Consider the following 26,460-nt stretch of genomic DNA (forward strand, 5'->3'; position numbering starts at 1 on the left):
CTCCTCGTTTCGGTCCGCCGGATTCTGCGACCGGCGGAGGGGTCTGCATGCCGACCGTAGGGACGGCCGACAAAAAGGCGTCCGGCGCCGCACCCAGAACTTCGATGACGGGGGGCTCGGCCGGACTGCCGGCAGCGTCGCCGTCACCCGTGACACTATCCGAGTCCACACACCCCCGAAGCGGCGGGGCGCGACCTGAACGTTACCTAAACGGATCACAGCGACGTTACCGACGACGTCATCAGCCTGGCCCGGGTGGCCGCACCCGATAAGGTCCGAAGGTCCCCCGATCGAGGTGATCGGGATCACCTCTCAGCAGGCCATCATCTCCGGGGTGACGGCCGCCTCGGTGTCCGGGATCCCGAGGTCGCGGGCCCGCTTGTCGGCCAGGGCCAGCAGCCGCCGGATCCGGCCGGCGATGGCGTCCTTGGTCAGCGGCGGATCGGCCAGCGCGCCCAGTTCCTCCAGCGACGCCTGCCGGTGCTCCAGGCGCAGCCGGCCGGCGGACGTCAGATGGTTCGGCGCGTCCTCGGAGAGGATCTCCAGCGCCCGGGTGACCCGGGCCGCGGCCGCGACCGCCGCGCGGGCCGAGCGCCGCAGGTTCGCGTCGTCGAAGTTGGCCAGCCGGTTCGCGGTGGCGCGCACCTCACGGCGTACCCTCCGCTCCTCCCAGGCCAGCACGCTGGAGTGCGCGCCGACCCGGGTGAGCAGCGCGGCGATCGCGTCGCCGTCCTTGATCACCACCCGGTCCACGCCGCGCACCTCGCGGTCCTTCGCGGTGATGCCGATACGGCGCGCCGCACCGCGCAGCGCGAGCGCCGCCTCCGGGCCCGGGCAGGTGATCTCCAGCGCGCTGGAGCGGCCCGGCTCGGTGAGCGATCCGTGCGCCATGAATGCGCCCCGCCAGGCCGCCACCGAGCAGCACACGTTGCCGCTCACCACGTGCTGCGGCAGGCCGCGGACCGGACGGCCGCGCACGTCGAGCAGCCCCGTCTGGCGGGCCAGCACCTCGCCGTCCTTGACGATCCGGACGATGTAGTGGCTGCCCTTGCGCAGCCCACCGGAGGCCAGCACGTGCACCTCGCTGGGGTATCCGTAGACGTCGGCGATCTCCCGCCGCAGCCGCCGGGCCACCGCGCCGGTGTCCAGTTCCGCCTCGACGACCACGCGGCCGGAGACGATGTGCAACCCCCCGGCGAAGCGCAGCAGAGCCGCCATCTCCGCCCGCCGGCAGCAGGGCTTGGGCACGTCGACCCGGCTCAGCTCGTCTTTGACCGCTGCCGTCATCGCCATCGTGTTGTCACCTCATGCGCCGGATCTTGAACAACTGAGCCTCGTTCACGACGGTGGAGACCGTCGTTTTCCACTTTCGGCAGCACCGGGGCCCGGGGTGGGTCGAGAACAAGCCTCGGTGTGTGCCGCACTACGTCAGTAATCAACGAGTGGCGCCCAATACTGGCACCAGGGCCGCACCCAATGACTGAGGATCATGCCGTGGGCTGCCGTCCGCAACGGCCACGGGTACCAGAACGAGGTCCGCTCCGAGCGCCTGCGCGGCGACCCGAACCGGCTCCGGCTCGCCGACCCACTTCGCGTCGGCCAGAACCGTGTCGACCCGGAGCTGTGGAAGGTACCAGTGCAGGGCCGCCAGATGATCGGCGGTGGACAGCCCGGCCGTCTCCCGGTCGGGACTGAGATTGAGGGTGACCAGCCGGCGCGCCGGGCTCGCCACGATCGCCGCGGCCAGCTCCGGCACCAGCAGATGCGGCAGGACACTCGTATACCAACTGCCCGGCCCGAAGATCAGCCAGTCGGCGGCGCGCACCGCCTCGATCGCCTCCGGGCACGCCGGCGGGTCCTCCGGCACCAGCCGCAACGACGCCACCCGCCCGTCCGCGACGGCCACCGAGTGCTGGCCGGAGACGGTGACCCGGCTGCCGTCGGCGGCCAGCACGTCGGCCTCGATGCCGACCGCGTGCCGGGCCATCGGCAGCACCCGGCCCCGCGCGCCGACCATCTCGGCGGCGTGGTCCAGCGCGGCCACCGGGTCGCCGAGCATCTCGATCAGCCCGAGCAGCAGCAGGTTGCCGACCGCGTGCCCGGCCAGGCTGTCCTGGCTGCGGTCGGCCCGGCGCTCGATCCGCGGCCCGCGCCCGGCGGCGGCGTGCTCCGGCATCGCCATCGACATCGCGGCGAACCGGTGCTGCATCAGTCTCGCGGTGAGCCGGTGCGTGGGGTGGTCGTCGGCCAGCGCGGCCAGCGCCTGCCGCAGGTCGCCGGGCGGCAGCAGCGCGTCCCGTTCGACCCGCAGACGGCCGCTGGAGCCACCGTCGTCACCGACGGTGACGATCGCCGTGATCTCCAGGTCCAGTTCGTGGGCGCTGTGCCGCAGGGCTCGCAGCGAAGCGCCCAGACCGTGTCCGCCGCCGAAGGCGACCACCCGGATCGCCGTCACTCGCGCCCCAGGTCACGGTGCGAGGTGTGCGCGGACAGGCGCATGTCGTCCAGCCGGGAGGCGAGCTCCTCGGCGATCGCGACACTGCGGTGCTTGCCGCCGGTACAGCCGATCGCGACGGTCAGGTAACGCTTGCCCTCGCGCTCGAAACCGGGGGCGGTGGCCGCGATCAGGCCGGCATACGTGGCGACGAAGTCGGTCGCCCCCTCCTGGCCCAGAACGTAGCTGCTCACCCCCTCCTCCAGGCCGGTGTGCTCGCGCAGCTCCGGCACCCAGAACGGGTTCGGCAGGAACCGGGCGTCCAGCACGTAGTCGGCGTCCGGGGGAAGGCCGTACTTGAAGCCGAAGGACAGCACGGTGATCCGCAGCCGGCGCGAGTCCTCCCCGCCGAACAGCTCCTCCACCCGGCGGCGGAGCTGATTCACGTTCAGGTGACTGGTGTCGATGATCACATCCGACTGCTCGCGGGCCTCCGCCAGCAGCTTGCGCTCGGCGGCGATCCCGTCGGCCAGCCGCCCGTCACCCTGGAGCGGGTGCGAGCGCCGCACCGACTCGAACCGCCGGATCAGCACCTCGTCGTCGGCGTCCACGAACACCACCCGCGGCGAGTAGCCGCGCTCCTTCAGCGCACGCACCGCGCCGGCCAGGTCGGTGGAGAAGGCACGGCTGCGCACGTCCAGCACCATCGCGGTACGCCGTGCGGCGCCCCCGGCGGCGAAGGCCAGCTCGGCCATCTCCAGCATCAAGGCCTGCGGCAGGTTGTCGACCACGTAGAAGCCGACATTCTCCAGCGCACGTGCCACCGTGCTGCGGCCACCGCCGGACAGACCGGTCACCACCACCAGGTCGGTCCCCGCCTCGTCGGGCTCCACCACCTCGTCGGGCCCGAGGTCCGGCATCGCTTCGGTCACCACGCCTCCTGCGTCATCACGCCCGCGCTGATCGGCGGACACAACATGGTAGGCCGCCGGGCGTCACCGCCCCGCAGTCTTCCCCGTCTCGGGTGAACGCAGCGCCGCCAGCACCGATTCCGCCGTCTTCAGACCGATGCCGGGAACCTCGGCGATCTCCTCGGGAGTGGCGTCGGCCACCCGTTTCAGCGACCCGAAGTGCCGCAGCAGAGCCTTGCGGCGAACCTCGCCCAGACCGGCCACCTCGTCCAGCGCCGACTCGGTCATCCGCTTGGACCGGCGCTGCCGGTGGAAGGTGATGGCGAACCGGTGTGCCTCGTCACGCACCCGCTGGAGCAGGTAGAGCGCCTCCGAGGTGCGCGGCAGGATGACCGGGAAATCGTCGGCCGGCAGCCACACCTCCTCCAGCCGCTTGGCCAGCCCGCACAGCGCCACGTCGGTGACACCCATCTCGGCCAGGACCGCGGCGACCGCGTTGACCTGCGGCTGACCGCCGTCGACCACGATCAGCTGCGGAGGGTACGCAAACCGGCGCGCCTTGCCGGTCAGCGGGTCGATGCCGGGCAGCTCCCCCTCGGCCAAGGGCTCGCCGTCGGTCTCCCCGGCCGGTGCGAGCGCCTTGTAACGGGCGAACCGCCGCCGCATCACCTCGCTCATCGCGGACAGGTCGTCCATCCCGCTGCCGTCGGCGTTGCCGCGGACGATGAAGCGACGATACTCACTCTTGCGCTCCAGCCCGTCCTCGAAGACCACCATCGACGCGACCACGTCGGTGCCCTGGATCTGCGACACGTCGAAGCACTCGATGCGCAGCGGCACACCCTCCATGGCGAGCGCCTCGGCGATCTCCTCCAGCGCCTTGTTACGGGTGGTCAGGTCACCGGCCCGGCGCAGCTTGTGCCGCTGGAGCACCTCGGCGGCGTTGCGCGCCACCGTCTCCATCAGCGACCGCTTGTCGCCGCGCTGCGGGACCCGCAGGCTGACCCGGCTGCCACGGTGCTCGGAGAGCCAGTCGGAGAGTGCCTCGGCGTCGTCGGGCAGCGCCGGCACCAGCAGCTCACGGGGCACGTCGTTCTCGCCGTGCTCCTCGCCGTACATCTGGGTGCAGAAGTGGTGGACCAGGTCGCCGGTGGTCAGGTCCTCCACCTTCTCCACCACCCAGCCGCGCTGGCCGCGGACCCGGCCGCCGCGCACGTGGAACACCTGGACGGCCGCTTCGAGCGGGTCCTCCGCGAAGGCCACGATGTCGGCGTCGGTGCCGTCGCCGAGGACGACGGTCTGTTTCTCCAGGGCACGGCGCAGGGCCACCAGGTCGTCACGGAGGCGGGCCGCGCGCTCGAACTCCAGCTCCTCGGAGGCCTGCAACATCTCCCGCTCGACCCGCTTGAGGAACAGGTCGGTCCGCCCGGCCATGAAGTCGCAGAAGTCGTCGACGATGTCGCGGTGCTCGGCCGGGCTGACCCGGCCGACACACGGGGCCGAACACTTGCCGATGTCGCCGAGCAGGCAGGGCCGGCCGATCTGGTGGGCCCGTTTGAAGACGCCGGCCGAGCAGGTGCGCGCCGGGAAGACCCGCAGCAGCAGGTCGAGGGTCTCGCGGATGGCCCAGGCGTGCGAGTAGGGCCCGAAATAGCGCACGCCCTTGCGCTTGGCGCCGCGCATCACCTGCAGGCGGGGGAAATCCTCGTCCAGGGTGACGGCGAGGAACGGATACGACTTGTCGTCCCGGTACTTGACGTTGAAGCGGGGGTCGAACTCCTTGATCCAGGAGAACTCGAGCTGCAGCGCCTCGACCTCGGTGCCGACGGTGACCCAGTCCACACTGCCGGCAGTGGTGACCATCTGCTGGGTGCGCGCGTGCAGCGACCAGACGTCGGCGAAGTAGGAATTCAGCCGGTTGCGCAGGCTCTTGGCCTTGCCCACGTAGATGACGCGGCCGGTCGGGTCGCGGAAACGGTAGACGCCGGGAGCGTCCGGAATGGTCCCGGGCGCTGGCCGGTAGCTGGACGGGTCAGGCACGGCTCAACACTAGTGCGACCCTCTGACAGGAATGTCCGGCCGAAAGCCCGCCGGCGAGGGTGACCAACATCTCGATCATGGTCCGGCTCCGCGCCGAACGGCGACGGAGCCCGACCATGATCCGTCAGAGCAGCCGGGGTACGGCTACGCCATGACGACGTTGTCGCCGTCCAGGGTCACCGGAGTCTCGGTGAGGGGCTTCTGCGCCGGGCCGGCGGTGGGCGCACCGGTCTCGATGGAGAAGTCGCTGTTGTGGCAGGTGCACTTGATCTGACCGCCCTGGATCTTGCTGACCGGGCAGCCCTGGTGCGTGCACAGCTTGCTGAACGCCTTGAAGGTGCCCTCGCTGGGCTGCGTGACGACCAGATCGTCCAGGATCACGCCGCCGCCCACGGCCACCTTCGACGCGGCCACCAGGACCGTGCCGCCGGCGGAGCCGCTGCCGGCGCCGGTGCTGCCGGCCTCGGTGCCCTCGCTGCCCGCCGGGACCGGGTTGTTGTTGAAGTCGGTGCCGTTCGGGTTGGTGCCGCTGGAGTCCGTGCTGCAGGCCCCCAGGGCCGCGGCCATGCCGAGCCCGCCGGCACCCATCAGGACGACGCGGCGTGTCGAGGTGGAGCCCGTACGGTCCTGCTGGATCTCGGCGTCGGTCCTCGGCTGCACGTCAGTCATTTGTCGCCCTCCACTACCTGTCTTCTGCCGCCAATGTCACGCGGAGTCGCCCCGGAATACGGATCGAGGCCCACGATCAGTTCAACGTGCCAAGCGGAGATTCTCCCGCTTCCTCCGTGTTCGACCCACCCATTTGCCGGAGCGTGCCGAACAGCGGGGCACCCGGCAGACCTTAGGAGACCAACCGGGTGCGCCGGCTGAGAGGCGTCTAAGAATCTTCTAAATCAGGCGGTGGCCTTGGCGCGCGACCGGGTGGTCCGGGTCCCGTTGGCCTTCGCGGCCCGGCCGGTGGCCGCCGAGGCCCCGGCCGGCTTCCCGGTCAGGCCCAGCATGGTGCGCAGGAACTGCCCGGTCGCGCTCTCCGCCACCTCGGCCAGTTCCTCGGGCCGCCCGGTGGCCAGCACCAGGCCGCCCTTGCTGCCGCCCTCCGGGCCCATGTCGATCAGCCAGTCCGCCGACTTGATCACGTCCAGGTTGTGCTCGATCGTGATCACCGTGTTGCCCTTGTCGACCAGGCCGTTGAGCACCAGCAGCAGCTTGCGGATGTCCTCGAAGTGCAGGCCGGTGGTCGGCTCGTCGAGCACGTAGACGGTCCGCCCGGTGGAGCGCTTCTGCAGCTCCGAGGCGAGTTTCACGCGCTGCGCCTCACCGCCGGACAGGGTCGTCGCGGGCTGGCCCAGCCGCACGTAACCCAGGCCGACCTCGACCAGGGTGCGCAGGTGCCGGTGGATCGACGGCAGGGCCGAGAAGAAGTCGGCGGCCTCCTCGATCGGCATGTTCAGGATCTCGGAGATGGTCTTGCCCTTGTAGTGCACCTCCAGGGTCTCCCGGTTGTACCGGGCGCCCTTGCACACCTCGCACGGGACATAGACGTCCGGCAGGAAGTTCATCTCGATCTTGATGGTGCCGTCACCCGAGCAGTTCTCGCAGCGGCCGCCCTTGACGTTGAACGAGAACCGGCCCGGACCGTACCCCCGGACCTTGGCCTCGGTCGTCTCGGCGAACAGTTTGCGGATGTGGTCGAAGACACCGGTGTAGGTGGCCGGGTTGGACCGCGGGGTCCGCCCGATCGGCGACTGGTCCACCCCGACGACCTTGTCCACCTGCTCCAGCCCGGTCACCCGGGTGTGCCGGCCGGGAACCTGCCGGGCGCCGTTGATCTGGTTCGCCATGACGGTGTGCAGGATGTCGTTGACGAGCGTCGACTTGCCCGAGCCACTGACCCCGGTGACCGCGATGAACTGGCCCAGCGGGAACGGCACGGTCAGGTTGCGCAGGTTGTGCTCGCGCGCCCCGTGCACCACGACCTCACGGCCGTCGGTCTGCGGGCGGCGGGTGGCCGGCACCGGGATCGACTTGCGCCCCGACAGGTAGGCGCCGGTCGGAGACTTCTCGCTCGCCAGCAGACCCTCCACCGAGCCGCTGTGCACGATGTGGCCACCGTGCTCGCCCGCGCCGGGGCCGATGTCGACGACCCAGTCCGCAGTCCGGATGGTGTCCTCGTCGTGCTCCACCACGATCAGCGTGTTGCCCAGGTCACGCAGTCGCTTCAGGGTCTCGATCAGCCGGAGGTTGTCCCGTTGGTGCAGGCCGATCGACGGCTCGTCCAGCACGTAGAGCACGCCGGCCAGGCCCGAGCCGATCTGGGTGGCGAGCCGGATGCGCTGCGCCTCACCGCCGGACAGGGTGCCGGCGCCACGGTCCAGGGAGAGGTAGTCCAGGCCGACGTCGATGAGGAAGCGCAGGCGTGCGTTGATCTCCTTGAGCACCCGCTCGGCGATCATCTTCTGCCGCTCGTCGAGTTCGAACGAGGCGAGCAGGTCGGCGCAGTCGCCGACGGACAGGTTGCAGATCTCGGCGATGTTCTTGCCGGCCAGCGTCACCGCCAGCACTTCGGGCTTGAGCCGGGCTCCACCGCAGACCGAACAGGGCACGTCGCGCATGTAGCCCTCGTACTTCTCGCGCGACCAGTCGCTCTCCGTGTCGGTGTGCCGCCGCTCGATCCACTGCACCACACCCTCGAAACCGGTGTAGTACGAGCGCTCCCGCCCGTACTTGTTCCGGTACCGCACGTGGACCTGGTCGTCGGCGCCGAACATGATCAGTTTCTGGGCCCGGCTGGGCAGCGCCCGCCACGGGGTGTCCAGCGTGAAGCCCTCGGCGCTCGCCAGTGCCTCCAGCAGGCGCAGGAAGTACTCCTGGGTGGTGCCGCCGGCCCACGGCTGGATCGCGCCCTCCCGCAGGCTCTTCTCCTCGTCGGGGATCAGCAGCTCCGGGTCGACCTCCTTCTTCGTGCCGAGGCCGGAGCACTCGGGACACGCGCCGTACGGCGCGTTGAAGGAGAAGACCCGCGGCTCCAGGTCCTCGATGGCGAGCGGGTGGTCGTTGGGGCAGGCCAGGTGCTCGGAGAAGCGGCGCTCCCGCTCCGGGTCGTCCTCGGCCAGGTCGACGAAGTCGAGCAGCACGATGCCGCCGGCCAGCCCCAGCGCGGCCTCGACCGAGTCGGTGAGGCGCTGCTTGCTGGACGCCTTCACGCTGAGCCGGTCGATCACCACCTCGATGGTGTGCTTCTCCTGCTTCTTCAGCTTCGGCGGCTCGGTGAGCGGGTGCACCACCCCGTTGACCCGGGCCCGCGCGTAGCCCTTGGCCTGCAGCTCGGCGAAGAGATCGACATACTCCCCCTTGCGGCCGCGGATCACCGGGGCCAGCACCATGAAACGGGTGCCCTCGGGCATCGCCAGCACCCGGTCGACGATCTGCTGCGGGGTCTGCCTGCTGATCCGCTCCTTGCAGACCGGGCAGTGCGGGATGCCGGTCCGGGCGAAGAGCAGCCGCAGGTAGTCGTAGACCTCAGTGATCGTGCCGACGGTGGAGCGCGGGTTGCGGTTCGTCGACTTCTGGTCGATCGACACCGCCGGGGACAGGCCCTCGATGAAGTCGACGTCCGGCTTGTCCATCTGGCCGAGGAACTGCCGCGCGTACGACGACAGGGACTCGACGTAGCGCCGCTGTCCCTCGGCGAAGATCGTGTCGAAGGCGAGGCTGGACTTGCCCGAACCGGAGAGACCGGTGAAGACGATCATGGCGTCGCGGGGCAGGTCGAGGTTGACGTCGCGCAGGTTGTGCTCGCGAGCGCCACGGATTGTCAGTCGGTCGGCCACGGCCAGCCCTTCCGCTTTTGGATCGCACCCGTACAGGTGTATGAGTCGAGCAGACACTCTAGCTACGGGGTATGACAATTTCCCGCACCGGCCTGCTCACTCCTACGAGTTAACTCTCCAGATCTCGGCGCCGCCCACCAGCTGTGGCTGACCGAACAGGTCGACCAGGAGCGTCCGGAGCGCCGGGGTGTGCTTCTCGTCCGGCACCAGCACCAGGACCGCCGCCCGCCAGTACTTCAGGTCCGCCTCGACCTGTGCCCGGCGCCACGGGGTGATCTCCGGGACCTCACCCGTACGGCCGACGTTCTTGAACATCCACGAGGTGTAGCGCGACGGCGCCGACCACGAGCCGGTGTTGTTCTCCGGCGGTTCGGCCGGGCCCATGAAATACCCGCGCGGCGTGGCGTAGTCGAGGTTGTTGAGGGTGGCCCAGCGCTGCCCGGTCCGGCCGGTCGTGACCTCCGGCATCGGCACCGTGATCAGGGTGCGGCCCTCCGGCACATACTGCTTGTAGAGCCCGGCGGTGATGAACTCCGGCATCGGCGTGCCCTCGAACACCGGCAGCGGCCGCGGGATCAGCGGCACCAGGGCCAGCACCAGCCCGATCTTGAATCGCCGGCGGGTCTTCTCCGGGTACTCCCGGATCCGGTCGTAGGCGAAGGCCAGCAGGACCCCGGCGACCATGGACGGCACCATCGCGAACCGGCTGACGCTCACCAGGTCGATCACCGGAACGTGCTTGATCAGCGCGAACGGCAGCGGCACGTCGGTCCGGAAACCGGCCACCTGGAGCTTGGGGCCGAACGACATGACCAGCAGCACCATTCCGGCGATCGCGGTGGCCCGCATCGCCGAGTTACGCCACAGGATCACGATCGACACGATGATCATCACGAGGCCGAACGGTCCCCAGAACGTGTTGTCCTCGGTCGCGCTCACGCTCAGCCGGCGGGTGATCGCCCCGATGCCGAACAGCGAGTTCCGCGCATAGGCGCCGGGCGACGCCAGGTCCATCACGTACTTGGACGGGTCGAACGGCTGCCCGTGGTAGGTGCCCTTGCCGAAGAACTGGCGCCACAGCGGGTAGGCGGCCAGCACACCCGAGGTGAGCGCGGCCACCGCGAGCCCGCCGACGAACCGCTTCCACACCCGCTTCGCCTCGGCCCGCTCCATCAGCGCGTAACTGACCGCGAAGATGCCGAGCGTCAGCGCGACGAAGAGCAGCGCCTCCTCGTTGATGAAGATCTGCACGACGATCAGCAGGCCGAGGATGACACCGCCGCGCCAGGCCCGGCCGGGCTCCCGCAGTCGCAGCACCTGCCAGACGATGAACGGCAGCAGGTAGTTGTTGACGAAGTTCACGTGCCCGTTCGCGTGCGACACCATGGCCGGCCCGAAACCGGCGAAGGCGGCGCCGATCGCGGCGGCCACCCGGCTGCGGCCCAGCGGCCGGGACAGCACCCAATACCAGGCGGCGGCGGTGCCGGCCAGGCCGAGCGTCATCAGCAGCACGACCGTCACGCCGCCACCGAGGAAGTGCGTGACCGGTGCCAGCGGCAGCGCCAGCGCGAGGATGGACGTGTTCGCCATCATGTTCACGCCGAACGGGACGTTGAACCGGTCCTCGTAGAACAGCGGACCGCCGTCGAAGACCACCCGCTCGGCGTGCGCGAGCATGAACAGGAAGATCCCGTGGTCGGAGTCGTTGCCCTGGAGCACCCGGCCGTTCGGATCGATCCACAGCTTGATCATCACGAACACGCCGAGGAGGAGGAACCCCAGCATCAGCCCGGTCTCGGCCCAGCGCCACCGCACCCTGGGGGTCTCCGGAGCCGCCTGCTCGGCGTCCTCCGCAACCTGGGTCGCCTGCTTATCGGTCATCTCATCCGCCGCGTGCACCGGGCGCATTCTGCCAGAACGGCGCTCGTGCTCCACATCGCCGCCCGCCGGCGTCCCCGCGACGGCGGACGTTCACACCCGCTTCAGCCGCGCGTCCCGGTCTGCCCGGTTCCGCCGCGACCCCGCGGCTGGTCCTCACCGCTGTCTCAGCGGCGCTGAGACAGCGGTGGGAGCCAGCCGGACAACCACGCAACCGCCCGGCGGCCGCCTGACCGCCGGGAGTGGGCAGCCACGTCCGCCCGGACTGCCGGGGGACGCCGCGTAGACCGTACGGAATGAGGTTCACAACAGCCGGGAACTCGGGGGCGCGGGGATCCGCCGGGGCCGCGCCAACCTCGCGGATCGCCGACCGCTCTCCACCTCGACCTCGTGGCGGAGTTTGTGCCAGCTGGCCAGGCGCCGCGGCGGCAGTGAGCCGTCGGCGAGAGCGGCCTGCACCGCGCAGCCCGGTTCGGCCTCGTGCCGGCAGTCGTCGAAACGGCAGCCGCCGGCCAGGCCGATCACATCGGCGAAGGCGCGTTCCAGGCCACCCTCGGTGTCGAGCAGACCGACACCCCGGATGCCCGGCGTGTCGATCACCGCTCCGCCGTCCGGCAGGACCACCAGATTGCGGTACGCGGTGGTGTGCCGGCCCTTGCCGTCCGCGTCCCTGATCGCCTGCACCGGCATGACGGTGGCGCCGGCCAGCGCGTTCGCCAGAGTCGACTTGCCGGCGCCGGACCGGCCCAGCAGGGCCAGCGTCCGCCCGGGGCCGACGTGCCCGCGCAGCTCGGCGAGGCCGGTGCCGCGCTGGACGCTGACCGGCAGCACCGGGACGCCGGGCGCCAGGGCGGCGACCTGCCGGGCTATCGCGGACGGGTCCCGGGTGGTGTCGGTCTTGGTGAGGACCAGCAGCGGGTCGGCGCCGGACTCCCAGGCGAGGGCGAGCAGCCGCTCCACCCGGGCGTCGTCCGGCTCCGGATGGATCGGCTCGACGACGGCGACGGTGTTCATGTTGGCGGCGAGCACCTGGCCGGACGCGTCCTTGTCGGCGGTGCGCCGGATCAGTGTGGTGCGCCGGGGCAGGACCAGTTCCAGGGTGGTCCGCCGGTCCGGCCAGCGGCGCAGCACCACCCAGTCACCGGAACACGGCATCAGGGCGGGGTCACGGGCGATGTCGATCATGACGGAGCCGCCCAGGGTGGCCCGGGTGACGCCGTCGGTGGTGAGCACGGTGCAGACGCCGCGGTCGGTGCGCAGCACCCGGCCCGGCGTCGCGTCGGCCCGGTCGAACCGCTGGTAGAGGGATGCGAAATGGTCGTCCCAGCCGAGCTGGGACAGGGGGTACGACATGGGAACCCTTTACGGTCTCAAGAGGGCGGCACGGCCTGCTGATCAGGCGAAGGCCCCCGGGTGAAGGGACGCGGCAACTGCGAACGGCACGGTCCTCACCTCCTCCGCGGGTTGATCGTCGCGTCTGCCACCGACGGTACGACCGCGGTCACCGCGGGCGAAAGCGATTTCCGCGGGACCCGGATAGGGTCGGCGGGTGAGCACTGACTACACAGGTGACGTCGTCCGTGGCGGCGAGCCCGCGGTCCGCGATCTGGGTGGCGGCCTGACCCTGACGAAGGTGTCGGTCGGCCCGATGGACAACAACGCCTATCTGCTCAGCGCCGGCGGCGAGCAGCTGCTGGTCGACGCGGCCGACGACGCCGGCACCCTGCTCGATCTGATCGGCCCGGCCGGGCTGCGCACCGTGGTGACCACCCACCGCCACGGCGACCACTGGCAGGCCCTGGCCGAGGTGGTGAAGGTCACCGGCGCCGAGTCACTGGCGCACGCCGACGACGCCGCGGAGATCCCGGTGGTCACCCGCACGCTGACCGACGGCGACACCGTCGAGGTCGGCGGCCACGTCCTCGACGTGATCCACGTGGTCGGCCACACACCCGGCTCGATCGTGCTGTCCTACCGGGGCGAGCACCTGTTCACCGGCGACAGCCTGTTCCCCGGCGGCGTCGGCAACACCCGCGGTGTGAAGAAGAACTTCGAGTCCCTCCTCGGCGACGTCGAGCGGAAGATCTTCGGCCGCTTCGGCGACGCCACCTGGTTCTACCCGGGCCACGGCAGAGACTCGACCCTCGGCGCCGAGCGCCCGTCCCTCCCGGAGTGGCGCACCCGCGGCTGGTGACCCCGTTCAGTCGAACGGGTTGATCACCGGGACACCGGTCGCCGCCACATCCGCGACGTTGCGAGTGACGAGAGTCAGACCGTGGACACGTGCCGTCGCGGCCATCAGACCGTCGATGATCGGCGGTGCCGGAGTCATCGCACTCATCCGGCCCCACTCCTCGGCGATCGGGGCCGTCACGGGCAGCAGACGTTCCCGGTACGAGATCGTCAGCCCGGTCAGCCAGCTCTCCAGGATGTCCGCCTGCCCGGGGTCGCGCGGGCGAAGCCGGTCGATGCCGCGCCGGATCTCCCCGACCACCAGGGTGCTGAGGTAGACGACAGCACGAGAATGAGCGGCGTGCCACTCCGCGACCCGTGAGTGCGGGGATTTCTTGCGGAGCTCGGAAACCACGTTCGTGTCGAGCAGGTAGGCCAAGGTCAGCCGGCCAGGTCGATGTCGCGCGGCTGCTCCCGCGGCCGGTCGATCTCGGCGTCGAGGTCGATGTCGTCGACGGGGTCGGCGCGCAGGTACTCCATCAGGCCGATCTGCTCGCCACGGAGCCGCCGGTACTCGGTGATGTCGATCACGACCGCGATCTCCTCACCGTGTTTGGTGACGATCTGCGGCTCGCCCGCCTCGGCAGCGCGTAGCACTTCGCTGAACCGTTGTTTGGCTTCCTGCACCTGCCAATGCATGACGTCTCCGTTCTGTCTAGACAGACTAGACAGTACCCGGTCAGGCGGTGCGGAGGGTCCGGGCCAGGTCGCGGAGGGCGGCCCGGTCCGGGCGGTCGGTCTTGGCCATCAGGCGGGCCACGTGCTTCTCGACCGTGCGCGGTGACAGGTGCAGGCGGCTCGCGATCTCCTGGTTGCCGAGCCGGGCCGCGATCAGGTCGAGCACCTCGTACTCGCGGACGGTGACGCCCCGCTCCCGCAGGGCGGCCGGGATGTTGTCCACCCCGTCGCGCCGCTGACCCACCGAGACACCGGCCTGGCGCAGCAGTGCCCGGCACGCCCGCGCCACCGCGGCGTGCTCCGACTCGTGGAAGTACTCCTCGGTCCGGCGCAGCCAGGTGACCGGGTCGCCCCAGCCGTCGGCGAGCGCCGCCTCCGACGCCAGCCGCAGCGTCAGGTTCCCGGCCAGGGGGTACGGCTCCGCGGCCCGGATCGCCTCCGCCGCCGAGGCTGCCGCACCGGCCCGGTCACCGCGCCGCCCGAGCAGCACCGCACGGGCCATCTCGGCGAACTGCCGGTTCCAGCGCAGGCGGCGCACCCCGTCCGAGCCGTCGTCCAGGGCGGCCGGGTCGCCGAGGTCGCCGGTGAGGGCCCGGAGCAGCAGGTCGAGACCGGCCCGGCCGTTGATCGGGGACAGTGCCGGGTTGCCGCCGTCGGCCCGCAGCGCGCCGCCCATCTCGTCGGCGGCCCGCGGCCGGTCCTCCTCCAGCAGGGAGCAGAACACCCGGGCCAGGCCGTACACCTTGGCGTCGGTCGGGGTGTCCGGCCGGTAGCGCCGCAGCTCGGCCAGCCGGTTCTCCATCTCCCGGCGCTGGCCCTGGTGGGCGGCGACGACGGCGCTGGTCTGCCACAGGTGCCCGGCCGTCTCGACCATCCCGAGCCGGGTGGTGGCCGGCAGTGTCTGGGCGACGATCTCCTCGGCCTCGGCGTAGCCGCCCTGGAGGGCGACCTGGAGGGCGATGCTCGCCTCGGCCTGGTGTGCGGCGGTCACCGCGCCGATCGACCAGGCGTCCCGGCGGACCTGGCGCAGCCGGCGCAGGTTGCCGTCGCGGGCCGCGTCGTCGTTGCCGAGCCGGACCAGGGCGTGCACCTCCCACAGCCGCAGCCCGTGCCGGACCGCCAGCTCCCGGGAATGCTCCAGGCAGGCGGTGGCCTCGTCGGTGTTGCGCTGCCGGACCAGCATGCCGAGCAGTTGCCACGCCTGGCAGGCCACCACCGGCAGGTCGTGGCGCTCGGCGATCGCGGCCGCCTGCCGGGCCAGGTCCTCGGCCTTGCCGACCTGTTCCGGGCCGGGCAGCTCGATGATCAGGTGGGCGGCCACCACGTCGATGGCCGCGGTCTCGGTCGGGGTGGCGTCCGCGCCGAGCTGCCGGCGGGCCTCGGCGACCTGGGCCAGCCCGTCGGCGGTCCGGGCGGCGAAGACGGCCGCCCAGGCCAGCCGGGTGTGCAGGACGGCCAGCCGCTGACGGCTCAGCCCGCCGCCGAGACCGTCGAGTTCCGGCATCATCCGCATGGCCCGGTCGATCCGGCCGGCCTCGACGAGCGCCTGCACCAGGCGTTCGCCGGCGTCCGCGTGCAGGGCCGGGTCCGCGGCCAGGGCGATGGCCTGCTCGAGCAGGTCGACGGCGGAGGCCGCGGCACCGTCGGCGAGCGCCCGGGACGCCGCCTCGATCAGGTGACGGCCGGCGCCGTCGTGGTCCCCGGCCTGCCGGCGCAGCCGGGCCGCCAGCTGGCAGAGCGTGCCGGGCAGGCCGGGGTGCAGTTTCTCCACCGTCTCGGCGGCCTGCCGGGCCAGCTCCGTGATGGTGCCGGCCGGACGGGACTCGATCAGGGCCTCGGCGGTGACCGGATGACGGAACGCGTACCACCCGGGGGTGTCGGCGATCGGCTGGATCAGCTCGGCGGCCAGGCCGTGGTGCAGCCGGGCGGTCAGATCGTGCTCGCTCAGGCCGGTCATCGCCGGCAGCGCGGCGGTCGGGAACCGTTCGCCGAAGACGGCGGCCGCCGGCAGGAGCCGGCGCAGCTCGGGCGGGCTGTTCTCCAGCCGGCGCGCCAGGCGGCGGGACAGCGACCCGGGGATGCCGGCCGGCGGGCGACCGGCCAACTGCCACCCGTCCGGCCCGGCGACCAGGTGACCGGCGTCGAGCAGGCCGTCCAGCAGCTCCCCGGCGAGCGCCGGGTTCCCGGCGCTGGGCTGCCACACCAGGTCGAACAGGTCGTCGCCGACCCGGGTGACCGGGCAGTCCAGCCGGCCGGCGACGAACTCGCGCAGCTCGTCACTGCTGAGACGGGGCAGCCAGAGCAGGTCGGCGGCGCCCCGCTGGGCGGCCGACCGGGCCACGTCGAGCGCGTGGCACTCCTGGTCGAGCAGGCCGGCCACCATGGTGACCGGCTGATCGGCCAGGTTGTCGGCGAGGTAGTCGACGATCGTCAGGGTCTCGGCGTCGGCGTCGTGCAGGTCGTCGAGCAGCAGCAGGCAGCCCCGCTCCCGGCCGGCCAGCGCCAGCAGCCGCAGCACGCCCTCGGCCAGGACGATCAGCGACTGCTCCTCCGGACCGACGGCCGGATCGCGCCACTCCGGGATCAGCCGGCCGAGGACCAGACGGTACGGGCCGAGAGCGTCCGCGGCGTGGGCGCCGGCCGAGCGGGTGAACTGCAGGAGCGCCTCGGCGAGCGGACGGAACGGTGTGGTCGGGGTGATCCCGCTGGCACGCCCGCGCAGCACGACCATGTCGGTCCGGGCGAGCCGGCCCACCTCGGCGAGCAACCGGGACCGGCCGGCGCCGCTCTCACCGCGCAGGAAGATGCTGCCGCCCTGACCCTGCCGGGTACGGGACAGCGCGTCGCCGATCTGTGAGAGCAGGCTGGTGCGTCCGCAGAAGGTCGGCATCAGCGGGTAGCTTATTGCTCACCGGATGTAGATGTCCATCGTTGCCGCCGCCTTCGGGCAGCCGGCGGCGGCAACGGGCGCCGGGACGGCCGGTAGGGCTATTTCGGCAGGCCGATGCAGCAGCCGGTGCCACCGCTGGCCTGTGCCGGCGCGCCCACCGACACGGCCCCGGCCACGAAGCTCGCGGTGGCCACCAGCACCACGGCCAGGCGCAGCCGGTTCTTCGGGCCGCGTGTGCTCTTCTTCTCGTTCATGGTGGTGCCTCCCCCGGGCCGCTGGCCCCGCCGTGTCTTGGCTGATGGGAAGACCCTGTCACGCGGCGGCACGTCCGGGCATGGGTGCGTTGCACGTATGTTTGCTGTCTCCCGGCGCGGCGGTGACCGGCACCCGGCGGATCACCCGGCGCGCGATCAGGTAGTCCCAGATCCGGTCGGCGGCCGGTTCCGGCAGCATCCAGGCCCGCCGGCGCGCGTCCGCCAGGGTCACCGGCCCGGTGAAGATCCTGAGGAACGGCAGCGTGCGGCGGGGCAGCAGCAGGACCCGCCCGTCGGCCCGGCGGAACGCCACCCGCCCGGCCGGATCCTCCGGGGTGTTGCCCTGGATCTCGGCGAGCCGGGCGAGCACCTCCGGATCCGGGTCGGTCAGCAACTCGCCGTCGACCACGAACTCCCGCTCCTCGTCCTCCGGCCCGCGCCGCACGCTGCGTTCCAGCAGATCGCGGACGCCGGTGCCGTACCGGTCGTGGTAGAAGAACGTGTGCGGGGTGTCCGTGCTGCTCACCCACGGTCGCGGGTATTCACCCATGTAGAGACCGAGCTTGTCGGCCAGCACCTCGTCGCGCGCCCGCTCGGTGATCGGCTCGTCGAACAGCAGACTCCGGTTGATGTCGGCGCCCTCGAAGGGCCGGATCCCGGTGATCCCGAACCGGTCGGGCTGCTTGGCCACGATGGCACCCGGGGTGAGCACGAACTCGCCGAGACCACCGAACGTCCACAGGTCACGGTTGTCCCGCAGGAAGCTCACCGAGTCCCGGGCCTCCTGGAGGGTCTCGGTCGGAAAACCGGTGAAGCCCATGATCTGTACGCCGATCCCGGCGCGATGCATCGAGGCCATCGTCTGCCGTACCTGCGCGGGTCTGGTGCCCTTGTCGATCAGGTCGAGGATCCGCTGGTTGCCGGACTCGAAACCCACCGAGATCGCCGTGCAGCCGGCCCGTTTCAGCAGCTCGCACCGCTCGTCCGACCAGTATTTCTCGAGCCGGATCTCGGCGCCCCAGCGCACGTCGATGCCCCGCTCGACCACCTTCTCGGCGAACCGCAGGATGGCCGCCGGCGCGAGCACGTCCACCGAGAAGTAGACGAACTGCGCGAAGGTCGACAGCTGTTCGACGTCGCGGATCATCCGGTCCACGGTGTCCTGCCGCCACGGGCTGGTCGGCCCGTCGGTGTTCAGCCCGTAGTCGCAGAACGTGCACTTGTTCCAGTAGCAGCCCCGGGTCGGCGAGTAGTACACGAACCGGGTCGGGCTCAGGTAGCTGTCCCACGGCAGGTTGCTGAAGTCCGGGGTGGGCAGCTCACCGAGCTTCTCGTAGTGCAGCATCGGCAGTGCGCGGACCGCGCCGTACTTCGGGTGCAGGCGCACGTTGGGGTGTTTCGTCGGCAGTGTGCCGGCGCCGAGCGCGTCGAGGATCTCGGTGTACGCGCTCTCGCCCTCCCCCACGACGAGCCCGTCGAAGTCGCTGAAGAGCTCGAACAGCCGCCGCGGCTCGCGCAGGTTCTTGTAGCAGTCGGAGACCTCGGTGCCACCGGTGATCAGGAAGACGTCCGGCATCTCCTGACGGATCAGGTGGGCCAGCCACAGCGCGAACGGCAGCTGCCACTGGTAGGTGATGCTGATCCCGATCAGGTCGAAGTTCCCCCGCCGCAGCCGGGGCAGCAGCGACTCCTGGTAGTACGGCAGGAACGGCCGGCTCAGGCGGGACAGCACCGCCGGGTCGGTCAGGGCACGCAGCGACCCGACCTCGATCTCGCGGGGCGCATGCAGCTGGAAGCCGTTCTCGAACTGGCCCGGGTAGCCGGCGGCGCCGAGACAGTTCATCCACGCCGACACCCCGTCGACCGCACGGTGGTAGGCGTCCAGGTCGTAGAACCGCTCCGGGTCCTGGAAGGTGGCGACCGCGTCACGGATCCCCTCCGGGTCGGGGGTACCCGCCTGGAGCAGGTGGGCGCGTTCGCCGAGGTCGGCGGTGGCCCGGGCCCGGCTGAGCGCCTGGTCGAGCCAGGCCAGCGCGGACGGGGTGTACGAGTGGTGGAAGGCCTCGATGTTGGCGTCGATGACGGTGGCCGGGCGGTGCCCCACCGACCGGGCGTACGAGTCGAGGTAGTTCAGCGAGTGGTATCCGGACGTCGGGTCGGTCAGCGGCGGGTAGATCAGGGCCGCGTTCGGGCTGTCGATCACTGGTGCACCACCTCGAGGGGTCGGGTCGGGGGGAACCAGGGGGCCCGGAGCACCCGCAGGTAGCCGATGAGGAAGCCGGCGAGCTCACGGAGCTGCTCCCGGTCACGGAATCCGCGGTCCCAGGCGGCGGCGGTCAGGCCGGCCGGGTCGCAGCCCCACTGGGCGGCCAGGACCGCGTCGGCGACCTGGGCCCGGAAGCGGGCCGGCCGTCCCTGCCGCCGGGACAGGTTCGCCTGGATCGCCTTGGCGGTCACGACGACCTGGCGGGCGACGGCGAGGACGTCGTCACGGCGCAGCTCCGGCGGGATCATCGCGACCGAGATCTGCCGGGTCTCCGCCGTGCCGAGACTGCGGACCAGCAGCCGCAGCGTCGCCTCCGCCGCCGGCAGAGCGGTCTCGTCCCGGGTCAGCCACGAGCCGTCCGGGACCGGGATACCACGGCCGAGCCGGCCGGCGGCCGACAGGGCCAGCTGTTCCAGTCCGGGATCGTCCGGCCGGGCGCCGCTGAAGCCGGCCAGCACCCGGGCGCGGTGCAGCTCGGCGAACTGCGGGTGCAGCACCCGCAGGGTCACCAGCAGCTCCAGCTCACTGACCCCTTTGGTCTGCTCGTACCGGGAACGCCAGCCCTCCAGGTAGGTGGTGTGCACGTGCCGGACCGGCTCGTCGGCGGGGCCGGCCGGGCACAGCGCCGGGTCACCGGCCGCCGCGGCCCGTAGCAGCCGCCGCGCGTCGTCGGCCTTCGCGTCGACCGGGTGGTCCGCCAGCCACAGCTGGAGACGGTCCATCGCGGCGCCCGCGTGCAGTGCCAGGGAGCGCCAGGTCAGCAGCCGGAACGGCAGTTCGGCGGCGGCCGCCAGGATCGCGGCACCCTCGTCCGGGCCGATCGCGCCGGCCCGGGTCGCGTCCCGGACCGCGATCCGGATGTTGACGAGCGGCTCGCTGAGTGGCCGGTAGCCGTCCTCGTCGAGGCCGTGCACCACGGCCACCTCGTGGTCGCCGGTGACGACGCCGTCCCGGTACAGCGCGAACACGTCACCGACGCCGCGCATGCCGTACCGCCAGAGCTCGGCGGCGCGCAGGGCGCCCATGCTGCTGCTTCCGGCGACGGTGACGCCGCGTTCCAGCAGCAGCAGGATCTCCCGGTGCCGGACCGGCGGCCGGTGCATGAAGAAGCCGTCGACGATCAGGACCCGGTCGCCGGGGCCCGGGGCGAGACGAAGCAGGTCGCCGTGCCCGACCGGCGGCAGGATCCGGGCGCCGGGCAACAGTGCGGCGGCCTCGGCGGCGGGCAGGCTGGGCCCGAGGAACAGCAGGTCAGCCACGGCCGGCCCCCGGCCCCTGAGGGAGGTCGGCCGCCGGCCGCTGGGAGAGGGCGGCGTCGTCGACCAGGCGCAGGCCCGGTGCGATCACCCGGCTGACCGGGATGCCGATGTCGTCGTGGGTCAGGTCGACGACGAACGGCTCGTGGCCGGTCCAGTCCCGGACACGGCCGGCGACGAGCCGCACGAGGGCCTCCAGATCCTGGCCGAGGGCGGTCACCGCCGGGTCCGGCGGGCGGACCGGCTCGCGGGGCGCGTCGACGACCGGCGGCGGGTCGGCGTACGGGTCGGCCGGCGCGTACACCTCACCGGCGATGTCGTCGCGGGCCCCGCCCACGGTGACCAGCCGGGACTGGGCGGCCTCGGCCAGCGCCCGGCCGACCGCGCGGCCCGGGTCGACGTGGCATCCGAAACCGCCGAAGGTCATCGGGATCGAGTTGTCCCAGATCGACGCGCCGTAGCAGGGCAGCCCGGCCGGGCCGGTCAGGTCCACCACCTCGACCCAGCTGGACGAGCCGCGGATCGCCGCGAGCACCTGGACGGCCGACGGGTCGGCACAGGTGTCCGGGTCGACGTAGCGGCGGTCGGCGAGGGCCGAGACCGCATACGGTGTCATGCACTCCCGCTCGACCAGCTCCAGCAGCGCGTGCAGGGTCGCCTCGGCCGCGGTGTTGCCGGTGGCCAGCCCGCTGCTGGTGGGGGTGAACAGGACGTCGTTCGGCGCGGACGGGCCCAGGTTGCCGCCGGGCGCGACGGTGAAGTCGAGGTAGACCAGGTCGTACGGCACCAGGTGGGTGCGGCCGGTCAGCAGGCCACGGCCGGGGATCCAGTCGAGTACGGTCCGGCCGGTGAGCGGGGACCGTGGGGCCAGATGCAGGCGGCGCGGGTCGTAGCCCAGGTCGAGGTCGTCGGCGGGCGCGCGGACGGCCGGAGCGATCCGGGGGTTCTCGGAGTGCCAGCCCTCGATGCTCTCCATCGTCGCGGCGACCCGGGACTGCACCGGGGTGAGACCGGTGCCGACGGTGACCGCCAGGCATCGTCCGGTGGGCCGGTACGCCACGTGCACCGGCAGCCCGACCTCGTCCAGGCCGGTGATGTCGGCGACCCGGGTGATGCCGAAGTGCGACAGCAGCGGGCGGATCCGCTCCCAGGTCTGCTCGGCCGGCGCCGCCCGGTAGGACCCGGACCGGGTCGGGTGATCGTTGACGATGGTCGGCACGAGTGTCCTCCCCGGTGGTGGCGGCCGGCGCGACGGGGGCCGCGCCGGCCGGCCGGTCACTTCGACTGGTAGAGGTTGATGTTGTTGTTGCCGCCGGCCGCGATCAGCTCGAGGTCGTCGTCGGTGAGCTCGCTGAGGTCGATCGGGGCGTGCTCCGGGACGCGGAGCACGTGCGTCCCGGGGGTTCCGTTGAACGCCTGGAGGATCTCGGTGCGGGTCAGCAGTTCCTCCGGCTGGGTGCGGTCGACCGTCACGGTCGCGGCCGGGTCGACCGGCAGGCCGGCCTCGACGGCGAACCGCTTCGGGTCGGCGAGCAGAGCGGCCAGCGCCGCCTCGTCGCCCCAGACCTTCGCCAGCAGGCTCTGGTAGGCACGGTCGAACTCGGAGAAGTCTTCGGTGCTCATGACACACGTCCTTCCGGGTGCAACTACGAATGTGGAACGGCCCGGTGGAGCCGGTGGGGCCGTGGTGCCGGGCCGGGAAGCGGCGGTGGCGTGACATCGACGCTAGGAACCGCCGGACCGGCCGGGCAAGACAAGTGCGGGCGACGGCACGGGACGGTGCCAAGGTGCTCCGACAGCGGTGCCGATCGATGTCATCGTCGCGGTACGGACCGGATCAGGTGCAGCAGCAGGGGCAGCAGCAGGCACCGGTCGGGTCCACCCCGGCGACCACGCTGTCCAGTTCGTGCTCGGACAGTTCGTGCTCGTCGAGCTCGTCCAGGGCCGGCACGTAGAGCAGGAACGGCCCACCGGCGGCGAGCGCGTCCGCCCAGGCCCGGACCTGCACGTCGATGTCCGGGTCCACGTGCTGCGCGTCGCGTACCACCACGACCGGGATCTCCGGCGGCAGCAGCAGGTCGTGCTCGGCGAGCAGCCGGTGCGGGTCGTCGGCGAGCAGGCGTTCCTGGTCCGGTTCCGACCACACCCCGGCGACCAGCCGGCCGTACGCGGTGATGAAGAGCGCTCGTTCTGACGGGTCCATGGTGTTCTCTCCGCTCTCACGGGGCCTCGAATGCGCCCATCGTCGGCGCGGACGGTGACCCCGGCAGAGCACGGCATCGATCGGTGTCACGGTGCCGCGTGCCGGGGCACGGTTCGGTGCCGTGCCCGGCCCGCCGCCGCAACCTCGCCGAATACTCGGATCACGGCGGAGGGCGCCGGACGGGCATGACGAGGATCAGGTGGTCGATATGGCAAGCCGGACGCGGGGCGGACTCGGGCGGATGGTGATCCCGGCGGTCCTCTTCCTGGCCGTCGCCGGGTGCGCGGACCCGGGTGCCGAGCCGGCGGCGGCCGGTCCGGAGGCGGCCGGACCGAGTGCCGCCGGTTTCGACCCGGCGGCGGTGCTCGCCGAGTTCGACGCGGCCGACTCCGCGGCGTCGAAGAGCGGCGACGGCGAGAAGCTGGCCGTCTGGGAGACCGGTCCCGCCCTGCAGAACAGCCTGGCCGGGGTGAAACGGGCCCGGCTCAGCAAGCGGGTGCTGCCCGGCTTCAGGCATCAGGACCCGGTCTTCGCGGTGTCCGCGGACTGCTTCGTGACCTCGGCGAAGATGGCCGTCGACGGGGAGGACCGGCCGCGTGCCGACGCCGGCCACTTCGTCCGCGACGACGCCGGGCGGTGGCAGCTGAGCCACCACGTGATGATCTCCGACGAGCTGGTGGCGGCGACCGGGGCGTTCCGGCAGGCGACGGCGCACCCCACCGACGAGCTGCTGGACGCGGCCCGCCGTACCGCCCTCACCGGTGAGGTCTTCCAGCGCAGTATCGCCGGGCCGGCCGACACCACGGTCCTCGCCCCCAGCGCCGTCCTGGACGATCAGCTGGCCGCCGGATGGTCCATCTACACGTCTCAGATGGAAGCCGCGTCGATGAAGGTGGACCGGCGGCTGACCGCCTCCGAGTGGGCCCCGTGCGCGGCGAAGACCGGCGACGGGGTGATCGGGTTCCTGACCCTGAACGTGGTCGACACCATCGTCTCCACGAAGGACGGCGACGACGCGGTCCTGGCCCCGCCCGCTCCGGACCTGCTGGCCACCGGCCGTACCACGGCGGTGAAGGCGCACACCATCACCGTCTCCCGGGTCGAGGTGTTCCTGCTCGAGGTGCCGCTGGACGGGGCACCGGCCGCCGTGCTCGGGCTCACCGACGCCGCCACCGAGATCACCGCCACCGACTAGAGGCCCGCGATCCTGTCGATCCACCGCGGCCGGGATCGGTGCCATCGATGGAGACGGCCGGGGCCGCCGACCGAGAATCGCCGTTATCCGGCTGCGAGGTGAGACCGATGCATCAACCCCGATTCCGCCACGACTACCTGCCGATCCGCCTCGCCGAGCCGTACCGGGACCATCTCGTGGTGGTCGGTGAGACCCGCAACGTGATGATCGACGACCCGGTCGCGGTGGAGCTGGCCGCACTGCTGGACGGCACCCGCGCTCTCGGCCAGGTGGTCGGTGAGCTGGTCGGCCGGCATTCGGCCGGCGCCCTGGCCCGTGCCCTGCGCCGCCTCGACGGGCTGGACCTGCTGGCCGCCGGGCCGTGCACGACCCCGCGTCCGGCCGCCGCCGCCTGGGACGCCCGCAACGTGGCGCCGGACCGGGCCGAACAGTGGCGGCGCGACGGACGGGTGCTGCTGGTCGACGCCGGCTCCCCGGCCGTCGCCGGCCTCGCCGCCCGGCTCGGCGACCTCGGGCCGCCGGTGACGGTCGTCCCGGCCGGCGACCCGGACCGCCTGGACGCGGACGGGCTCCTCGTGGTCGCCCCCGGCTCGATGATCGATCCCCGGCTGGCCCGGCTCAACGAGGCCTGCCTGGCCACCGGCCGGCCCTGGCTGCTGGTCCGGCCGCACGGGCACGTGCTGCTGCTCGGCCCGCACTTCCGGCCCGGCACGACCGGCTGCTGGGAGTGCCTGCGGCGCCGGTGGACCGACAACGAGGAGGTCGTCAACTTCGTCGTGGAGCAGCGTGGCGACCACGACCGGCCCAGCCCGGCGTGGGCGGCGCTGGACGCCACCACCGCGGTTCTGGCGGGGCTCCTCGCCGCCGAACTGCCGGTGCTCGCCGTCGCCGGCGGGTCCCCGCGGGTCACCGGGCGGATGGTCGCCCTGGACACCCGCGACCTGACCACCGGCACGCACACCCTGGTCCGGCTGCCGCAATGCCCGGCGTGCGGCGACCCGGCCCGGCTCGGCGGCACCGGACCACGGGTCACCGTGACGCCCGACCCGCTCACCGCCGACGACGGGACCGGCAGCCGGACCCGGCCCGCCGCGGAGACCCTCCGGCTACTGGAGCACCAGGTCAGCCCATACCTGGGAGTGATCACCCGGCTGTCGCCCACCGGCGGGGACAGCGACGGCGGGGTGATGTTCGGCTACACCGCCGGACACAACTTCGCCCTGGCCCGCGGGCCGGAACGGCTGCGCGGCAACCTGCGCGGGCTCAGCGGCGGCAAGGGGCGCACCGAGACGCAGGCCCGCGTCAGCGCGATCGGCGAGGCGATCGAACGGTACTGCGGGGTGTGGCGGGGCGACCGGCCCAGCCGGCGCGCCGCCTACGCCGGCCTGGGGCGCGAGCGCGCCGTGCCGATGTCCGAGCTGCGGCACTTCTCGGCACGCCAGTACGCCGAACGGGACCTGACCAACCCCGGCTCCGGGCCGTTCCACCACGTACCCGTTCCGGCCGGCGACGACGTGGTGATGGAGTGGACCACCGGCTGGTCGCTCACCCACGACCGGCCGTGCGACCTGCCGGCCGCCTACGTCTGGTACGGCCACCCGGACGCGTCCCGGCTGTCCCTGGGCCCCGCCGACTCCAACGGCTGCGCCGCCGGCGGCACCCTCGGCGAGGCGATCCTCCAGGGCTTCTACGAGCTGGTGGAACGCGACGCCGTCGCGCTCTGGTGGTACCACCGGTCCCGTCTGCCCGGCGTCGACCTCGCCGCCTTCGACGACCCGTGGCCCGCCGCCGTCCAGAGGCACTACCGCACCGTCCTCGGCCGCCGCCTCTGGGTTCTGGACCTCACCGCCGACCTCGGGATCCCGGTGTACGCCGCGGTCAGCGAACGCGACGGCGGAGGGCAGGTGCTGGTCGGCTTCGGTGCGCACCCGAGCGCCGCGGTCGCACTGACCCGGGCGGTCAGCGAACTCAACCAGTTCCTGCCCCTGGCCGCGGCCGTGGCCGGCGCGAACGGCGGCCACCACGGCGCCGAACCGGAGACCGCCCGCTGGCTGACCACCGTCACCACCGCGGACCAGCCGTGGCTCCGCCCCGATCCGGATCAGCCGCCGACGACGCCGGCGCCCCACCCGTCCCCGGTCACGGCGGACACCTCGGCCGCGGTGACCGCCGCCGTCGACACGGCCCGCGCCGCCGGGCTGGAGCTGATCGTGGTCGACCAGTCCCGCCCGGAGCTGGAACTGGCCGTGGCCAGGGTGGTCGTGCCGGGGCTGCGGCATTTCTGGCGCCGGCTCGGCCCGGGCCGGCTCTGGGAGACGCCGGCCGTCCTCGGACGGGCGCCACTGGCCACCGGCGAGGACTCGATCAACCCGTTGAGTGTCTTCTTCTGATCG

General features: G+C 72.1%; 20 protein-coding genes. 3 read left to right on the forward strand and 17 right to left on the reverse strand.

Translation table 11 applies throughout. The annotated features are described in order from the left end of the window. Positions 1 to 312: 312 nt before the first annotated feature. From whiA to rsgA, 8 genes are all read right to left on the reverse strand, one after another. Positions 313 to 1,293, reverse strand: a complete 981-nt coding sequence (gene whiA / locus BC793_RS45855; RefSeq protein WP_093610439.1) for a DNA-binding protein WhiA — start codon at positions 1,291 to 1,293, stop codon at positions 313 to 315. A gap of 142 nt (positions 1,294 to 1,435) precedes the next feature. Beyond that, on the reverse strand, positions 1,436 to 2,455 hold the full coding sequence (locus BC793_RS45860) for a gluconeogenesis factor YvcK family protein (RefSeq protein WP_109602946.1): 1,020 nt from the start codon (positions 2,453 to 2,455) through the stop codon (positions 1,436 to 1,438). Then, complete coding sequence (rapZ, locus tag BC793_RS45865) at positions 2,452 to 3,354, reverse strand: RNase adapter RapZ (protein WP_109602976.1); 903 nt, start codon at positions 3,352 to 3,354, stop codon at positions 2,452 to 2,454. The genes BC793_RS45860 and rapZ overlap by 4 nt, the downstream gene beginning before the upstream one ends. Positions 3,355 to 3,429: 75 nt before the next feature. Further along, entirely contained in the window at positions 3,430 to 5,385 is a 1,956-nt protein-coding gene (gene uvrC, locus BC793_RS45870) for an excinuclease ABC subunit UvrC (RefSeq protein WP_109602947.1), read from the reverse strand. 144 nt (positions 5,386 to 5,529) lie between these two features. Next, a complete protein-coding gene (locus tag BC793_RS45875) occupies positions 5,530 to 6,054 on the reverse strand; it encodes a Rieske (2Fe-2S) protein (protein WP_109602948.1) in 525 nt (174 codons plus the stop codon). Positions 6,055 to 6,278: 224 nt separating this feature from the next. Further along, entirely contained in the window at positions 6,279 to 9,215 is a 2,937-nt protein-coding gene (gene uvrA / locus BC793_RS45880; RefSeq protein ID WP_109602949.1) for an excinuclease ABC subunit UvrA, read from the reverse strand. A 102-nt stretch (positions 9,216 to 9,317) separates the two neighbouring features. After that, positions 9,318 to 11,123 carry a YfhO family protein gene (locus tag BC793_RS45885; protein ID WP_239170714.1) on the reverse strand — a complete coding sequence of 602 codons (1,806 nt, stop codon included), beginning with the start codon at positions 11,121 to 11,123 and terminating at the stop codon, positions 9,318 to 9,320. Between the two features lie 273 nt (positions 11,124 to 11,396). Continuing rightward, the gene (rsgA, locus tag BC793_RS45890; protein WP_109602950.1) at positions 11,397 to 12,446 is read right to left on the reverse strand and encodes a ribosome small subunit-dependent GTPase A; all 1,050 of its coding nucleotides are present in this window, start codon (positions 12,444 to 12,446) and stop codon (positions 11,397 to 11,399) included. Between the two features lie 196 nt (positions 12,447 to 12,642). On the opposite strand from rsgA, the gene BC793_RS45895 reads away from it, so the two are divergent. Next, complete coding sequence (locus BC793_RS45895; protein WP_109602951.1) at positions 12,643 to 13,287, forward strand: MBL fold metallo-hydrolase; 645 nt, start codon at positions 12,643 to 12,645, stop codon at positions 13,285 to 13,287. 6 nt (positions 13,288 to 13,293) lie between these two features. Here BC793_RS45895 and BC793_RS45900 read toward each other — a convergent pair whose 3' ends face one another. From BC793_RS45900 to BC793_RS45930, 9 genes are all read right to left on the reverse strand, one after another. Beyond that, a complete protein-coding gene (locus tag BC793_RS45900) occupies positions 13,294 to 13,704 on the reverse strand; it encodes a type II toxin-antitoxin system VapC family toxin (RefSeq protein ID WP_109602952.1) in 411 nt (136 codons plus the stop codon). A 2-nt stretch (positions 13,705 to 13,706) separates the two neighbouring features. Continuing rightward, positions 13,707 to 13,964 (reverse strand): type II toxin-antitoxin system Phd/YefM family antitoxin, encoded by a 258-nt coding sequence (locus tag BC793_RS45905; protein WP_109602953.1) that lies wholly within the window; start codon positions 13,962 to 13,964, stop codon positions 13,707 to 13,709. 40 nt (positions 13,965 to 14,004) lie between these two features. Next, entirely contained in the window at positions 14,005 to 16,893 is a 2,889-nt protein-coding gene (locus BC793_RS45910) for an ATP-binding protein (protein WP_109602954.1), read from the reverse strand. A 98-nt stretch (positions 16,894 to 16,991) separates the two neighbouring features. Further along, the gene (locus tag BC793_RS50035; RefSeq protein ID WP_158319566.1) at positions 16,992 to 17,147 is read right to left on the reverse strand and encodes a hypothetical protein; all 156 of its coding nucleotides are present in this window, start codon (positions 17,145 to 17,147) and stop codon (positions 16,992 to 16,994) included. 58 nt (positions 17,148 to 17,205) lie between these two features. Beyond that, positions 17,206 to 19,350, reverse strand: a complete 2,145-nt coding sequence (locus BC793_RS45915) for a B12-binding domain-containing radical SAM protein (RefSeq protein WP_109602955.1) — start codon at positions 19,348 to 19,350, stop codon at positions 17,206 to 17,208. Then, positions 19,347 to 20,672: a TfuA domain-containing protein gene (locus BC793_RS45920; RefSeq protein ID WP_109602956.1), complete on the reverse strand. Its 1,326-nt coding sequence runs from the start codon at positions 20,670 to 20,672 to the stop codon at positions 19,347 to 19,349. Before BC793_RS45920 ends, BC793_RS45915 begins: the two co-directional genes overlap by 4 nt. Further along, positions 20,665 to 21,888: a YcaO-like family protein gene (locus tag BC793_RS45925; protein WP_158319567.1), complete on the reverse strand. Its 1,224-nt coding sequence runs from the start codon at positions 21,886 to 21,888 to the stop codon at positions 20,665 to 20,667. The genes BC793_RS45920 and BC793_RS45925 overlap by 8 nt, the downstream gene beginning before the upstream one ends. Before the next feature lie 56 nt (positions 21,889 to 21,944). Continuing rightward, positions 21,945 to 22,292, reverse strand: a complete 348-nt coding sequence (locus BC793_RS50040) for a hypothetical protein (RefSeq protein WP_158319568.1) — start codon at positions 22,290 to 22,292, stop codon at positions 21,945 to 21,947. A 214-nt stretch (positions 22,293 to 22,506) separates the two neighbouring features. Beyond that, complete coding sequence (locus BC793_RS45930; protein ID WP_109602958.1) at positions 22,507 to 22,872, reverse strand: hypothetical protein; 366 nt, start codon at positions 22,870 to 22,872, stop codon at positions 22,507 to 22,509. 208 nt (positions 22,873 to 23,080) lie between these two features. On the opposite strand from BC793_RS45930, the gene BC793_RS45935 reads away from it, so the two are divergent. Then, positions 23,081 to 24,067: a hypothetical protein gene (locus BC793_RS45935; protein ID WP_146246758.1), complete on the forward strand. Its 987-nt coding sequence runs from the start codon at positions 23,081 to 23,083 to the stop codon at positions 24,065 to 24,067. 107 nt (positions 24,068 to 24,174) lie between these two features. Next, positions 24,175 to 26,457: a TOMM precursor leader peptide-binding protein gene (locus tag BC793_RS45940; RefSeq protein WP_109602960.1), complete on the forward strand. Its 2,283-nt coding sequence runs from the start codon at positions 24,175 to 24,177 to the stop codon at positions 26,455 to 26,457. The last annotated feature ends 3 nt before the right edge of the window (positions 26,458 to 26,460 follow it).

Origin of the sequence: Actinoplanes xinjiangensis, assembly GCF_003148685.1 — a bacterium.
Classification (GTDB): domain Bacteria; phylum Actinomycetota; class Actinomycetes; order Mycobacteriales; family Micromonosporaceae; genus Actinoplanes; species Actinoplanes xinjiangensis.

Excerpts from the sequence above, each read along its gene's own strand:
- whiA (WP_093610439.1), bottom strand. The coding sequence starts at position 1,293 with ATGGCGATGACGGCAGCGGTCAAAGACGAGCTGAGCCGGGTCGACGTG.
- rapZ (WP_109602976.1), bottom strand. The coding sequence starts at position 3,354 with ATGCCGGACCTCGGGCCCGACGAGGTGGTGGAGCCCGACGAGGCGGGG.
- BC793_RS45875 (WP_109602948.1), bottom strand. The coding sequence starts at position 6,054 with ATGACTGACGTGCAGCCGAGGACCGACGCCGAGATCCAGCAGGACCGT.
- BC793_RS45885 (WP_239170714.1), bottom strand. The coding sequence starts at position 11,123 with ATGCGCCCGGTGCACGCGGCGGATGAGATGACCGATAAGCAGGCGACC.
- rsgA (WP_109602950.1), bottom strand. The coding sequence starts at position 12,446 with ATGTCGTACCCCCTGTCCCAGCTCGGCTGGGACGACCATTTCGCATCC.
- BC793_RS45905 (WP_109602953.1), bottom strand. The coding sequence starts at position 13,964 with ATGCATTGGCAGGTGCAGGAAGCCAAACAACGGTTCAGCGAAGTGCTA.
- BC793_RS45910 (WP_109602954.1), bottom strand. The coding sequence starts at position 16,893 with ATGCCGACCTTCTGCGGACGCACCAGCCTGCTCTCACAGATCGGCGAC.
- BC793_RS50035 (WP_158319566.1), bottom strand. The coding sequence starts at position 17,147 with ATGAACGAGAAGAAGAGCACACGCGGCCCGAAGAACCGGCTGCGCCTG.
- BC793_RS50040 (WP_158319568.1), bottom strand. The coding sequence starts at position 22,292 with ATGAGCACCGAAGACTTCTCCGAGTTCGACCGTGCCTACCAGAGCCTG.
- BC793_RS45930 (WP_109602958.1), bottom strand. The coding sequence starts at position 22,872 with ATGGACCCGTCAGAACGAGCGCTCTTCATCACCGCGTACGGCCGGCTG.
- BC793_RS45935 (WP_146246758.1), top strand. The coding sequence starts at position 23,081 with ATGGCAAGCCGGACGCGGGGCGGACTCGGGCGGATGGTGATCCCGGCG.
- BC793_RS45940 (WP_109602960.1), top strand. The coding sequence starts at position 24,175 with ATGCATCAACCCCGATTCCGCCACGACTACCTGCCGATCCGCCTCGCC.